At 54.2% G+C, this 12,642-nt stretch carries 12 protein-coding genes; 3 read left to right on the forward strand and 9 right to left on the reverse strand.

What is annotated here, in order from left to right; all coding sequences use genetic code 11:
• Positions 1–19: 19 nt before the first annotated feature.
• The 5 genes from sctL to KKH3_RS10220 form a co-directional block, all read right to left on the reverse strand.
• Positions 20–622 (reverse strand): type III secretion system stator protein SctL, encoded by a 603-nt coding sequence (gene sctL / locus KKH3_RS10200; protein WP_039358930.1) that lies wholly within the window; start codon positions 620–622, stop codon positions 20–22.
• Between the two features lie 40 nt (positions 623–662).
• Positions 663–1,271: a hypothetical protein gene (locus KKH3_RS10205; RefSeq protein WP_039358934.1), complete on the reverse strand. Its 609-nt coding sequence runs from the start codon at positions 1,269–1,271 to the stop codon at positions 663–665.
• Complete coding sequence (sctJ, locus tag KKH3_RS10210) at positions 1,268–2,035, reverse strand: type III secretion system inner membrane ring lipoprotein SctJ (RefSeq protein WP_039358936.1); 768 nt, start codon at positions 2,033–2,035, stop codon at positions 1,268–1,270. Before sctJ ends, KKH3_RS10205 begins: the two co-directional genes overlap by 4 nt.
• A 6-nt stretch (positions 2,036–2,041) precedes the next feature.
• Positions 2,042–2,413 (reverse strand): EscI/YscI/HrpB family type III secretion system inner rod protein, encoded by a 372-nt coding sequence (locus tag KKH3_RS10215; protein WP_039358940.1) that lies wholly within the window; start codon positions 2,411–2,413, stop codon positions 2,042–2,044.
• Positions 2,414–2,483: 70 nt separating this feature from the next.
• Entirely contained in the window at positions 2,484–2,690 is a 207-nt protein-coding gene (locus KKH3_RS10220; RefSeq protein WP_039358944.1) for a type III secretion system major pilin HrpA, read from the reverse strand.
• 344 nt (positions 2,691–3,034) lie between these two features.
• Between KKH3_RS10220 and KKH3_RS10225 the strand changes: the two genes are divergently transcribed.
• Positions 3,035–4,615: an EAL domain-containing protein gene (locus tag KKH3_RS10225; protein ID WP_039362332.1), complete on the forward strand. Its 1,581-nt coding sequence runs from the start codon at positions 3,035–3,037 to the stop codon at positions 4,613–4,615.
• A 46-nt stretch (positions 4,616–4,661) separates the two neighbouring features.
• On the opposite strand, the gene KKH3_RS10230 is transcribed toward KKH3_RS10225, so the two are convergent.
• The 4 genes from KKH3_RS10230 to KKH3_RS10245 all read right to left on the reverse strand — a co-directional run bounded on the left by KKH3_RS10230 (position 4,662) and on the right by KKH3_RS10245 (position 9,003).
• Positions 4,662–5,702, reverse strand: a complete 1,041-nt coding sequence (locus tag KKH3_RS10230; protein ID WP_039358947.1) for a sigma 54-interacting transcriptional regulator — start codon at positions 5,700–5,702, stop codon at positions 4,662–4,664.
• A gap of 371 nt (positions 5,703–6,073) precedes the next feature.
• Positions 6,074–6,715: a response regulator transcription factor gene (locus KKH3_RS10235; protein WP_039358950.1), complete on the reverse strand. Its 642-nt coding sequence runs from the start codon at positions 6,713–6,715 to the stop codon at positions 6,074–6,076.
• 36 nt (positions 6,716–6,751) lie between these two features.
• Positions 6,752–8,221 (reverse strand): PAS domain-containing sensor histidine kinase, encoded by a 1,470-nt coding sequence (locus KKH3_RS10240; RefSeq protein WP_039358953.1) that lies wholly within the window; start codon positions 8,219–8,221, stop codon positions 6,752–6,754.
• 239 nt (positions 8,222–8,460) lie between these two features.
• Positions 8,461–9,003, reverse strand: coding sequence for an RNA polymerase sigma factor (locus tag KKH3_RS10245; RefSeq protein WP_039358956.1), 543 nt, complete (start codon positions 9,001–9,003; stop codon positions 8,461–8,463).
• 327 nt (positions 9,004–9,330) lie between these two features.
• Between KKH3_RS10245 and sctW the strand changes: the two genes are divergently transcribed.
• Both sctW and sctV read left to right on the forward strand, forming a co-directional pair.
• Positions 9,331–10,536: a type III secretion system gatekeeper subunit SctW gene (gene sctW / locus KKH3_RS10250; protein WP_039358959.1), complete on the forward strand. Its 1,206-nt coding sequence runs from the start codon at positions 9,331–9,333 to the stop codon at positions 10,534–10,536.
• Entirely contained in the window at positions 10,533–12,635 is a 2,103-nt protein-coding gene (sctV, locus tag KKH3_RS10255) for a type III secretion system export apparatus subunit SctV (RefSeq protein WP_039358962.1), read from the forward strand. The genes sctW and sctV overlap by 4 nt, the downstream gene beginning before the upstream one ends.
• Positions 12,636–12,642: the final 7 nt, after the last annotated feature.

Raw genomic sequence — 12,642 nt, forward strand, 5'->3', positions numbered from 1 at the left:
CCATCGGCGAGCCGTGATTTCACATCGCGGTGGGATAATATTCAGGCGGAATGAGCTGCGCCGTCGCTTGTCGCCAGCTCAGCGACATCACGCCATGCGCCGTAATCAGTTTCATGGCATCGCTATCCAGCGCCTCATCGCTGGCGAGACGCCACTCCAGATGCGCATGGGCATCCAGCCAGTGCTGCACATCGGCCAACTGGGCGGGATGGCAGTACAGCGTTCCCCGGCTTTCTCCCTGCTGTTGCTTCAGCAGTTGTCGTAATAAAGCGTGATGACGCGACGGTGCAGGCGTTTTATCCAGCAACTGCGCCAACGCATCGCGCAGCAGCTGTCCGGCTTGCGTAATCATCATTTTCTCCAGCTCCATCCGTTCTTGCTGAACGCCCTGTAATAGCGCGTTTGCCTGCTGCCAGAATTCCGCTTCTGCGTGTTCTACCGCCTGCTCACAGAGCATTCGGGCACGGTCATGCGCCTGCGCCACAATCGTCTCGGCCTGCACATTAGCCTCTTCCCAGAGTGTCCGACTGCGCCGATGCGCTGCGATGCGCTCCGCCGGAATAATCACCGTTTCATCCCGACTCGCGCCGGGTAATGTCATAAACGTCTTCGTTGTCAGCATTACGTCCTCCTTCTTTGCTAAATGAAATGGGATAAGAAAGCTAGGCCGGTACAGACGTCTTCCAGATCAGGGCATCGCACAGTGCATGTAGCCGGGCTGCGGGTAATGGCATCATCGGAGTTTGGCAATCGGTGCCCCACTCACGGGGGAAAAGCAGCCGCAGACGCGGCCAGCACGTTTCACCGTAACGAATACGCAGCAACATCAGCACATCCTGATAGCGAGTGGATGGCGATGAAGATGAAAAGGTGATTGTTGACGGTAACCATAAGCCCGGCCGCAGCGCCTTTGCCAGTCGCGCGCACCATATGCCCTCAGCATCCGAGCGTTCCAGGTGAGGTACGGGCTGACACACCCGTAACATCAAACGCAATACCCTTTCTCGCTGCACCGTATCCAGCGCCCCCATTTGTATCAGTGAGGCAAGCGGATCCGGCGGCAGCACTGGCGACAGAGAAAAATGGCGATGAAGTTGCACAGCATTCACATGCAGCCAGTCTCGACGCTGCGGCGAATCAGGCAACCTCACCTTCCCGTCCCACCAACTGGGATCGGCCTGTAACAGGCAGTCTTCTGCCCACCAGATCAGCCAGGCAAGCGGTGTGATGTCGCCCGATTCACGCCCCTGTTTTTGCGCTTGTGTGGTCATTGTGACGACGACGCCCCCGCTTTTTTCTGCTGCCACTGCCGCAGGTAAGGCGTACCCACGCGCCAGCCTAATAGCCCGGCCAGTAGCAGACCGAACAGCCCGGCGCTCCACTGCCAGCGCCGCATCTCATCCGGCGTGAGCGTAAACGGCCCCAGCGTGACGACGGGAATCGTGTCCTGATACGGTTCCGCCGGAACAAAGACGATCGCCAGTTCTTTATCATCCTTGCCAGACAGGCCGGGGATGCTGCTGGCAACCATACGACGGATTCGTTGCTCCATCCCATCAGGCTCCAGTTCGGCACGATATTTGATAAACACCGCCGCCGAAGCTGGCTGAACTGGCTCGCCGGGGGCAATACGTTCAGGTAGCACCACATGCACCCGCGCCACCAGCACGCCGTCGATCTGCGCCAGCGTCGCCTCCACTTCCTGCGACAGGGCGTAGATATAGCGGGCGCGCTCTTCCAGCGGCGTTGAGATCACGCCGCTTTTCTGAAAGACCTCACCCAAATTGGTACGCGATTGCTTCGGTAAACCCGCCGCATTGAGAATATTGACGGCACGTTCCATGTTTTTTGCATCGATCACCAGCGTAACGCCGGTTTTGTCCACCCGTTTCTCCGCGCCGATCTGATAGCGGCCAAGCATCGAAATCGCTTCGTTGGCATCGTTCTCCGACAGCCCGCGATTCAACTCAATCGGCTCGCCACAGCCAGCCAATAGCCCGACCAGCAGAAGAAACACTCGCTTATCGATTTTCATAGGCCGCTACTGTAAATTGGTGAGTTTTTCCAGACTTTGTACACTTTTCGCCACCAGTTTGGCGCTCAGTAAACTTTCGAGATAGAACGACGACAGCGTTCGGGTCGCATCCAGCACATCCTTTGGATTATTGGAACGCATCGACTGGCTCACATCGCGTTCGGCGGATTTAAAAACGCCGTTCAGTCCCTGAGATTTTTCCGCCAGCGCACCCAGCCATTGGCTGTTGCCGCTTTCTGCCGTCATCGGTGGCGACGACAGCGCCGCGCTAAACCAGGAAACATCCTGATCGGTAGCGGAAGAGGAAAAAGACGTACCGTTGTCCGCCAGCGGAGCATCCCCCGGCTGGGACAGCGTAGTAGCGTGGTTGATTTTCATGGTGTGAATTCCATCGCGGACGGGATAAAAAAATAAAGCCGGAGCAAGGCTCCGGCTCGTTGCATCACGATCAGAACTGGATGGCTTTCGCTGCTTTCTGCCCGGAGTTCAGTGATTTGGACGCGGAATCCATCTGACCATCCAGAATGGAGTTTTCTGTATCCAGCGCAATTTTTTCTGCCTGAGCGCCGGCAGCACGAGTCAGAGAACCGGCCATCGCGGTATCCAGAGTCTGAGAAGCCGTCTGAGATGCAACCTGAGAAAGTCCTAAAGCCATGATATATCTCCCAATATAATGAATATTTACGGTAGTGAACTGTCATGCTGTACATACAGTCATCTTGTTCATTCATTAAGTGGGAAAGCGGGTCAGTGAGTTCCAACTGAAAGCAAATTCTTTCTGTAATGCCATTCGAGAGGAAGAACTAGCCTAGTTTTATCTGTGTTTCCGGCCGTTCGTTATCATAGATTTCTTTTAAAATAATAAAAAACGTTATTACCTTACCGAAAGGCCGTGCGTTATTTCTGATTTTCAGGAACGTTTTTATTCTGTGCAACTGGCAAGGATGCAATACCTGAACCCATGCCGTACTATTCCCGTCACGCTGCCAAATGGTTGCTATGCCCAACTTAACTACCAACACCGGATTGTGGTTCAGACTTGTTTTGATTTCATTTGCCAGCGCATTGCTGGCACTGTTTATTGGGCAAGGAATTGTAGCCAGACAGGAACAAACACAGTTGCAGCGCTACAGTCAGGAAGTGCTCGATCAGGGAATTGCTGTCGCGAGTGAAGGCCGGGAAACCATCAACCGCGTGTTGACGTTAAATAACGTCCCTTGCTCTACTGCCGACCTGAAAGAATTACGCCTGATCTCCTTTTACTCCGTTTACCTGCGTGACATCGGACGTATTAAAGATAACTATCTCATCTGTTCTGCGGGCTGGGGTATGCTCAACCCACCGATTTATCTGCTACAGCCAAACCTTACGACCCCCGAAGGCGTACAGCTGTGGACCGCAATGAAAGATGTGATTGATCCACGTATTACCGCCGATATGGCAAGCCTCAACGGCGTTGTCACCATCACCGCAGCCGCTGCATTTCGCCGTTTTACTCAACCGCCAGCCGAACATAACGCAATGCTGCTCACGCGCAATTTGAGCCATGTTTACCAAACCTTCGGTAATATCGACCTCACGGCATTCCAGCAGACACAGCACCTGAATAATTCATGGCTAACGATGGGAAAACGCCAGACGTTTTTCTGCGCGCAGAACCGGGATATCTGTGTACTGGCTCAGTTGAACTCCGCAGGTATTCTGTCTCGTCCGTGGTATATCATCACCGCCCTGTTTTTTATCGGTGCGCTCATTGGTGCCAGTTTTACGCTGTCCTATCAGCTCTACTACGATCGGCACCATGCTCTGCCATCACAGCTAAAACGCGCGATCAAACACCAGCGATTTCAGGTACATTATCAGCCGCTGATCAGCCTGCCACAGCGTGCGATTATTGGCGTAGAGGCATTGGCGCGTTGGAAAAACGAGCGTGGCGATAACGTCTCGCCAGAGTTTTTCATCGGCATCGCAGAAAAAATGGGGTACTCCGCCGAGCTAACCCGCATTATTACGCGCCAGGCTCTGCACGATATGCAGCCGTACCTCACGCAGGAAACGCCTTTTCTTCTGAGTATTAACCTGTCCGTATCCGATATTGTTTCCCGCGATTATCTTCGTTTCCTACAGCAAATGTGTGACGAGTTGGCGATCGATAAAACACGCATCATGCTGGAGCTGACGGAACGATCGAGCACGTCTCATAAGACGCTGGCTAACGGTCTTGAGGCCTTACGCCGTTCAGGTTATAAGGTCGCCCTTGATGATTTCGGCACAGGCTATTCCAATCTCGACTACCTGAGCCACTTACCGTTCGATATGATCAAGATCGACAAAATTTTCGTCGATGCTATCGGCACGGACACGGTGAATGCCGCGATGGCCGATCTGCTATTCACCTTGATCAAAAAGCTGGACGTTCCGGTGATCATTGAAGGGGTAGAAACACGCGAGCAAGCCGCCTACATCCTGCAACAGTGCCCGTCGGCGATTATGCAAGGATGGTATTTCAGTAAGGCGGTGCCATTGCGCGACCTACCGGATGTCCATCACTATCAGTGTCCGCCGATAGAAACGGCGTAACCTGAAGGCAGGTCACTCCACAAAACAGGCCTGCCGTCTTCGGCTCTCATGCCTGACAGGCTTCCACTCCTCCTGCGCACATTTCTCGTACTGTCACATTCAGCACTTTCAGGCGGTGATAGAGCGTCCGCTTGGGGATCCCCAATTCCACAATCACATCGTCAATGCAGTGGTCGTGGCGGCGCAGCGCATCCTGAATCAGAAATTTTTCAATCCGCTTTAACCGATCTTTTAACTGCAAGGGACGCGGGTGTAATAGCGGCTGAATTTCAGCCAAAGGCGACAGCCCCAACGCCCAGCGATCCGCCGCCGCTTTCAGCTCGCGAATATTGCCCGGCCAGCTGTGGGTCAGTAGCTGTTCATAAATTTCCGCCGTCATTGGTGGCAGCGTCATTCTCAGGCGTACCGCCGCTTCCTGACTAAAACGCTGAAACAGCGGCAGAATGAGATCGCTGCGAGAACGCAGCGTCGGCAATTGAATCTTTACCGTATCCAGACGGAAATAGAGATCGCGGCGAAACAGCCCTTTTTCCACCAGTTGCAGCAGCGGCGTTTGTGTCGCCACAATCACACGCATGTCCACGGGCGTGAACTGGGTGCTTCCCAGCCGTTTTACGCCACGGCTTTCCAACACGCGCAGCATCTTGGCTTGCAGCGTCATGGGCATACTGTCGATCTCATCCAGAAACAGGATCCCCTTATCAGCACTTTCCAGATAACCGGCACGAGAGCGATTCGCACCGGTATAAGCGCCCGAAACCACGCCAAACAATTCGCTCTCGGCCAGATTTTCCGGTACGGCGGCACAGTTCACTGCCACCAGCGGACCACTGCATCGAGAAAGTTGATGTATGCGATTCGCCAACGTGTCTTTACCCGTACCGGTTTCACCTTCCAGCACGATGTCGACATTGAGGGGGGCAATAACATTAATGATGGGCGAGAGCGATGAGTGAATATCATCAGCGGTGTGTGTGGAATGTCCCGATAATGACGGGAAAGCGTTTACTGATGACGGTGCTTTTTCTGATGACGAATGCGCTAATGATGAATAGCCCTGTCTGTCCTGATGGTAATGATTATTCATTGACGACTCCTGGAGCCCAAACGGGCTAACTAATTGCTTTCCATAATGTTGGCGTACCACCTCGCCCCCGTGGCTTTTCTCCGCATAACGCACACGGGTGCCTTACCGAGGGAACGATGACAAGCATTACCGTCATTGCACAATGAAACCATCAGGCATCGCTGAACATCAGGTAGGAATTCCAGAGGAATTTGTAAGGAAAGGCCTACAAAAAGGGAGTAATAGCAAAAAAAAACAGTCGATTACTCTTTTACATTACACGCAGGAAAACGAAAAGATACCGTAAGAAAAGCGTAAGCCCACAATAAAGGGATTCACCGACTGTTGAATCCCTTTGATTTGTTATCTTTTACCACGTCGGGTTCCCATCACTAGGGAATGAGCTTCTTGCTCACGACGTATTTAACAATCTCCACATTGGTGCTGAACTGCATTTTTTCCATCAGACGCGCCTTGTGAGTGCTGACCGTTTTATTGCTGATGGCCAACTCATTGGCGATGGCATTGATGCCCATCCCCTGTGCAAACATAATCATGATTTGGTGCTCTCTGGCAGTCAGCACATCGTGCTCGGCTCTGCCGCCCTCCGTGTAGTTGGAAAACACCAACTGCTCGGCAATCGTGTGGTCAATGTAGCGCGCCCCCTGTGCGACACGCCGAATGGCTGCAAGCAGCGCCTCCGGGTCTTTATCTTTAGTGATGTAACCTCTGGCACCGCTTTTCAGCGCATGCTGCGCAATTTGCGCCTCGCTATACATGCTGAGCACCAGAATCGGCAGCCGTGGATATTGCGCCACCACGCGTGAAATCAACGCTTCACCGCTGATTCCGGGCATCGACATATCCAGCAGCAACAAATCGGGCTTCACGCTACGCAACTGCGCTAGTACCTGTGCGCCATTTCCAGCTTCAGCGACAACGCTCAGCGAGTCATCCAACGCAAAGATCTGCTTGAGCCCTTCCCGCATGATGACGTGATCGTCTGCGATCATTAAACGTATTGGTTTACCCATCGCTCATCTCTTCCTTTTGTTATTCTTATCCCGCGGTTAACGGGTGTAGCCATTTTTAGGAAACGTTAACTGCACCGACGTGCCTTCGCCGATCGCACTTTCAATAACCACTTCGCCTCCCAGCATCCGTCCACGTTCTTTCATGCTCATGAGTCCAAAGGCATTTTTATTTTTAGCGTGAGAATCAAAACCTTTGCCGTTGTCCTTGATGCACAGCACAATGCAGTCATGCTGGTTATCCAGCGTAATAATTACCTGTGTGGCGGCAGCGTAGCGCGCCACGTTAGTCAATGACTCCTGCACGACGCGAAAGGCCGCCGTGGCGCTCTCGTCATTGAGCGCCAGCGGTTCTCCCGACGTTCGTAGCAGACAGGTGGCGCTGTAATGCCGGTTAAATTCGTCGCACAGCCATTCCAGCGCAGGCGTCAGCCCCATATTCAATACGTTCGGCCTGAGCCGAGTCGAAACGTTACGCACCACCTGGATCGTTTGGTCCGCCAACTGCATTAGCTTTTGCAAATGCGCCTGCATCTCTGGATTTTCCTTGGCAAAACACATGCGCATTAGCGACAGGCTCATGCGGATCGTGGTCAGGTGTTGCCCCAATTCATCATGAATTTCCTGTGCAATATGCTTGCGTTCTTCCTCGCGTGAAATCTCACGCTGGCGCGCCAGTAAACGCAATTGCATATGCGAATCGGCCAGTTTTTTCTCCGCATAGCGAATCGCTGTAATGTCCCGTCCGACGGTCAGAATGGACACCAGCGCGCCGTGCTGATCGAATTCAGGCACGCAGCGAATATGGTGAATATGGTGATGCAGCTGCTCACCTCTCCCCAGCGCTTCCATGACTTCGCCTTCCGCACTGCTGCGGGTATCCACAACCTGCTGCACCAGTTGTTCTATGCGGATCGCGCAGCCCACGCCGGGCATCAATTCCGTAATCATACGGCCCCGAAGTTGCTCTATGGTGAAATCCAGGTGTTTCAGACTGGCGGGGTTGGCGTACAGGCAATTCAGGTTGGGATCAAAGCGGATAATCAAATCCGGCGTGTTCTCAACCAGCGCGCGAAATTCCTGTTCTCGCGCGTAGGCCAACTGTTCAATATGTTTACGTTCCCTGATATCTCTGACGACACACATGTTGTAGCTACGTCCTCTGTGTTGAAAATGCGTGAGATTGACTTCAACGGGAATGGTCATGCCGTGGCGGGTGAGGTGTCGTGTTTCAAACGTGGTACCCACGCCCGATTCACACGCCTGCAACCAGTCGGGTGAGTTATGCTCGGCGGCCCATTGCGGGTCGATATCGGCAACGCTCAAATGCATGAATTCCGTAATGCTGTAGCCCAGCGTCTGGCTGGCGGCCTCATTGACGTAACAAAAACGCTGATCTTCGTTGACGATATAGATCGCGTCCTTGATACGGCCAAATGCAAAATCCACCAGTTCCAACTGAGGGGCTCTGGTTTTACTATCGGAACGAAAAGGTTGGGTGAACATCATTGCCATCTCCTTATTTAAAGTAAGACTGTTATGCAGCCCCGCCGTGCAGGTAGCGCAATACGGCGTCTCAACATTCCAGAAGATGGACAGGGAACCCTGCAACGGCATAAATGCGGCCTGATATCACGGCGTGTGACCACAAACTGAGCGGTAACCGCCATTATTAAATCAAGCGGTCACCCCATCAGTCAGTGAAAAACGGCAGGTGCAGGCACGTCCTTTCGTCCCGTGCAATACCGTCAGGATTCAACAGCCTGACGGATCACACTTCGGGCACGAGACAACCGTGACCGCACCGTACCGATCGGGATCTCCAACTGCAACGCGAGATCTTGATAGCTGGCATCGGTATCCAGCAATTGCATCAGCATCTGACGGGTATCCTCAGGCAGTGAGACGATGGCATCCATCGCGCGTTTCAATGCCCGCTGACTTTCGGTAATCGCGCCAGGATCGAGTTCTATCGCGATATGTTCCAGCATCTCATCGCCCATTTCCTGAGCGCGCTGGCGTGCCTGCTTGAAATAATTGCGCACCAGGTTGAGGGCAATGCCGAACACCCACGTCTCCGGCCGTGACGCTCCCGCAAATTTATCCTGATGTTTGAGCACTTCCAGATAGGTCATTTGCTGTAAATCCTCAACGTCATCATGGTTGCTGACGCGCTTGCGGATAAAGTTATGCAATTTCTTTCCGTGTTGACGAAACACCTGTTCCCAATCGACAGATAACGCTGGGTAAAGCGAAGGGGTCTGTTCGATGTGGTTGGTAGACATTTCCATTTGCTGACTCTCCGTTGTTATGCCCTATTGGCAAAAACGGAAGAGCAAGCCTTGTGCCAGCCCTAAAAATTTTATATCACACTGATTTTTAATAATTTATTATTTAACTTATCTTTTATCGTGCCATTTTTTGCCAGCGCCCACAGCTCGGAATTGCAAGTTATTGCAATCAGTAAAACGACATTTACGCCAATCCGCCATCAAATTCAGCCTGCTTCAATCACTTCACGTCAGGGAACCCATCCTTTTCTGCGTCCACACAGCAATACATTCATACCGCTGCACGTTCATACCACGACACGTAGCCGACTTATTCAGGATGACATCATGATCAAAATGCCGACTGTCCTTCCCGCCAGCAGCGCCCTGCCGCGTCCCGTCGTGGTGGATGACGATCCCGTGCCACAAACCGCGGTGCAGCAGACGAGTTCTCACCACGCCGCCCCCGGCTCGCCGTTATCCACCTCAATGGAAGAGGTGGCGATGGCATTTGGCGAGCAAGCTGAGCGAAGAAGTAAATCGCTGAATCGGCGCCACATCGCCCAGCAGCCGGACGCACGCGCTGCTGCGAATGTCGAACGGATTGAGAAACTGACGGAACTGTTCAGGATGTTGGAAAATCCGTCACAAAGCACGCTCGACCAGCAGCTGAGCCGCCTGCGCGATCTGCTGACGCGACAGGATTCGCCGTCGCTTGAGGCGGTGTTGGAAGCCGCAGGCAACGATCCGGCGCGCGGCGATATCCTATTGCGCCACATCCAGCAGCAGTCTCAACAGCCCGAGCTGACAGCGGCGGCCGAAAGTGCGCTACAGCAACTGCATCAGGAGAAAGGTCCAGAAGTTCGAGCTGGTCTGAATACGGCAACGGCCATCGCGCTATTCAGCACTCAGCCGGAACAAAAACAGGCGATGCGCGAGCTGTACTACCAAAAAATCGTGCATCAGCAATCGGCCAGCGCGCTGCTGGATTCTCTGCTGGAGCGCTTTGACGCCGCGACTTTTTCCATTGGGCTGCGCACGTTGCAGCGGGCGCTGGCGGCGGATATTGCCTCGCTAACGCCGTCTATTTCGAAAGCCGTGCTCAGCAAAATGCTGAGCAACCTCAACGATTCCCGCCACCTGAGCCATACGCTGTCATCGAGCCAGACGCTGCTCACTCGGCTAGCGAATAAAGTGCCCGCCTTTACGCTCGGTGCCGTGGAGCTCACCCGCCGCCTGATAGGCCTCAGCGCCAACGGAGCCTATGCCCGCGACCTGCACAATCTCGGACGGGAAGTAGCCGGTACCCAAATGCAACATCAGGCGATGTTTTTCAGCGCCCTGCTGCCGCTCGTCAGCGATCTGCCGCATCCGCTGTGGCGAGACAGTAAAAACCGACAAACGGCGATCCAACTGATACGCGGCATGATTGGCGATATCGCTCAATATGAAAAGCAACAGGCCAAAAGTACTCAGCATGATGAACTGACGCAGCGTGATACCGCATCGCGGCAAAAACAGGATGCACGCGACTCCGATAAGGGACAGCCATGAATCTGTTGATTATCTGGCTGAACCGCATTGCGCTGAGCGCGATGCAGCGCTCGGAGGTCGTTGGCGCGGTCATCGTGATGTCCATCGTCTTCATGATGATCATCCCGCTGCCCACCGGGCTGATCGATGTGCTGATTGCGCTCAATATCTGCGTCTCTTCCCTGCTGATCGTGCTGGCAATGTATCTGCCCAAGCCGCTGGCTTTCTCGACGTTCCCGGCAGTGCTGCTGCTGACCACCATGTTTCGGCTGGCGATCTCTATTTCCACCACGCGCCAGATTCTGCTCCAGCAGGACGGCGGCCATATCGTCGAAGCCTTCGGTAACTATGTGGTGGGCGGGAATCTGGCGGTCGGTCTGGTGATTTTCCTAATTCTGACGGTGGTGAACTTTCTGGTGATCACCAAAGGCTCCGAGCGCGTGGCCGAGGTGGCGGCGCGCTTCACTCTGGATGCGATGCCCGGTAAACAAATGTCCATCGACAGCGATCTGCGTGCCGGATTAATCGAAGCCCATCAGGCACGGCAGCGGCGAGAAAATCTGGCAAAAGAAAGCCAGCTATTCGGGGCGATGGACGGTGCGATGAAGTTCGTTAAAGGCGATGCCATTGCGTCGCTGGTGATCGTGTTCATCAACATGATCGGCGGTTTTGCCATCGGCGTGTTGCAGCACAACATGGCCGCGTCCGATGCCATGCACGTCTACTCGGTGTTAACCATTGGCGACGGGCTGATTGCCCAGATCCCAGCACTGCTGATCTCACTGACTGCCGGGATGATCATCACCCGCGTCTCAGCAGATGGGCAAAAGGTCGATGCCAATATTGGTCGCGAAATTGCCGAACAGCTCACCAGCCAGCCCAAAGCGTGGATCATCTCCTCCATCGGCATGTTTGGCTTTGCGCTGCTGCCGGGGATGCCGACGCTGGTGTTTGTCACCATCAGTCTGGCATCGCTTGGCAGCGGTCTGTTCCAGCTCTGGCGCATCAAGCAGCAGGGCCAGCTCGATGCCAACCAGTTGGAAGCGGACAATATGCCCGCTGAACAAAACGGCTATCAGGATCTGCGGCGCTTCAACCCAACCCGCGCCTATTTGCTGCTGTTTCATCCGGTCTGGCAAGGGCAGCCAACGGCGGCGGCGCTGGTACAAAATATCCGCCGCCTGCGTAACAAGCTGGTCTATCGTTTTGGCTTTACGCTGCCGTCCTTTGATATCGAATTCAGCGATCGGGTAGCGGAGGATGAATTTCAGTTTTGCGTTTATGAGATTCCCTACGTTAAAGCCACGTTTGCCACTGACCGGTTGGCCATTGCCAGCAGTGCCGTCGAACCGACCGATGCCGCCCTCGCTACCCCCGGCACCATGCTGCGAGATGAAAATCAGTGGCTCTGGTTGCCGCTGACACATGTCTCGCAGCAGCCCGACGGTGTGCCGCGCTGGACGGCGGATGAGCTGATTCTGGCACGTATGGAACAGGCCATTCACCGCACTGGTTCACAATTTATTGGTTTGCAGGAAACCAAATCCATTCTGGCCTGGCTGGAGAGCGAACAGCCGGAATTGGCGCAGGAGCTTCAGCGCATCATGCCGCTCTCGCGTTTTGCCAGCGTGCTACAACGGCTGGCTTCCGAACGTGTGCCTCTGCGCTCGGTGCGCCCCATCGCCGAGGCGCTGATTGAAGTCGGCCAGCACGAACGGGACACGCTAGCGCTGACCGACTACGTGCGTCTGGCACTCAAATCGCAGATCTGCCACCAGTACAGCAACGAAAACAGCCTTGCCGTCTGGCTGCTGACGCCAGAAAGCGAAGAGCTGCTGCGCGATGCGCTGCGCCAGACGCAGAACGAAACCTTCTTCGCTCTGACGCAGGACTATGCCGCCACGCTGATTGGCCAGTTGCGACAGGCGTTTCCGCCGTTTTCGTCGCATCGCAGTCTGGTGCTGGTGGCGCAGGATTTACGTAGCCCGCTGCGCACGCTATTGCAGGACGAATTTCACCACGTTCCGGTACTGTCCTTCACCGAACTGGAATCCACCTTGTCGATCAACGTCATGGGGCGTCTCGATCTGTACGACTCCCCCGATCCCTTTAGCGCATAGGAACACA

Source organism: Pectobacterium actinidiae (genome assembly GCF_000803315.1).
Taxonomy (GTDB): Bacteria; Pseudomonadota; Gammaproteobacteria; order Enterobacterales; family Enterobacteriaceae; genus Pectobacterium; species Pectobacterium actinidiae.

Bases quoted from the DNA above. Each gene is read 5' to 3' on its own strand.
- sctL (WP_039358930.1), bottom strand. From the start codon at position 622: ATGCTGACAACGAAGACGTTTATGACATTACCCGGCGCGAGTCGGGAT.
- KKH3_RS10205 (WP_039358934.1), bottom strand. From the start codon at position 1,271: ATGACCACACAAGCGCAAAAACAGGGGCGTGAATCGGGCGACATCACA.
- sctJ (WP_039358936.1), bottom strand. From the start codon at position 2,035: ATGAAAATCGATAAGCGAGTGTTTCTTCTGCTGGTCGGGCTATTGGCT.
- KKH3_RS10215 (WP_039358940.1), bottom strand. From the start codon at position 2,413: ATGAAAATCAACCACGCTACTACGCTGTCCCAGCCGGGGGATGCTCCG.
- KKH3_RS10220 (WP_039358944.1), bottom strand. From the start codon at position 2,690: ATGGCTTTAGGACTTTCTCAGGTTGCATCTCAGACGGCTTCTCAGACT.
- KKH3_RS10225 (WP_039362332.1), top strand. From the start codon at position 3,035: ATGCCCAACTTAACTACCAACACCGGATTGTGGTTCAGACTTGTTTTG.
- KKH3_RS10230 (WP_039358947.1), bottom strand. From the start codon at position 5,702: ATGAATAATCATTACCATCAGGACAGACAGGGCTATTCATCATTAGCG.
- KKH3_RS10235 (WP_039358950.1), bottom strand. From the start codon at position 6,715: ATGGGTAAACCAATACGTTTAATGATCGCAGACGATCACGTCATCATG.
- KKH3_RS10240 (WP_039358953.1), bottom strand. From the start codon at position 8,221: ATGATGTTCACCCAACCTTTTCGTTCCGATAGTAAAACCAGAGCCCCT.
- KKH3_RS10245 (WP_039358956.1), bottom strand. From the start codon at position 9,003: ATGGAAATGTCTACCAACCACATCGAACAGACCCCTTCGCTTTACCCA.
- sctW (WP_039358959.1), top strand. From the start codon at position 9,331: ATGATCAAAATGCCGACTGTCCTTCCCGCCAGCAGCGCCCTGCCGCGT.
- sctV (WP_039358962.1), top strand. From the start codon at position 10,533: ATGAATCTGTTGATTATCTGGCTGAACCGCATTGCGCTGAGCGCGATG.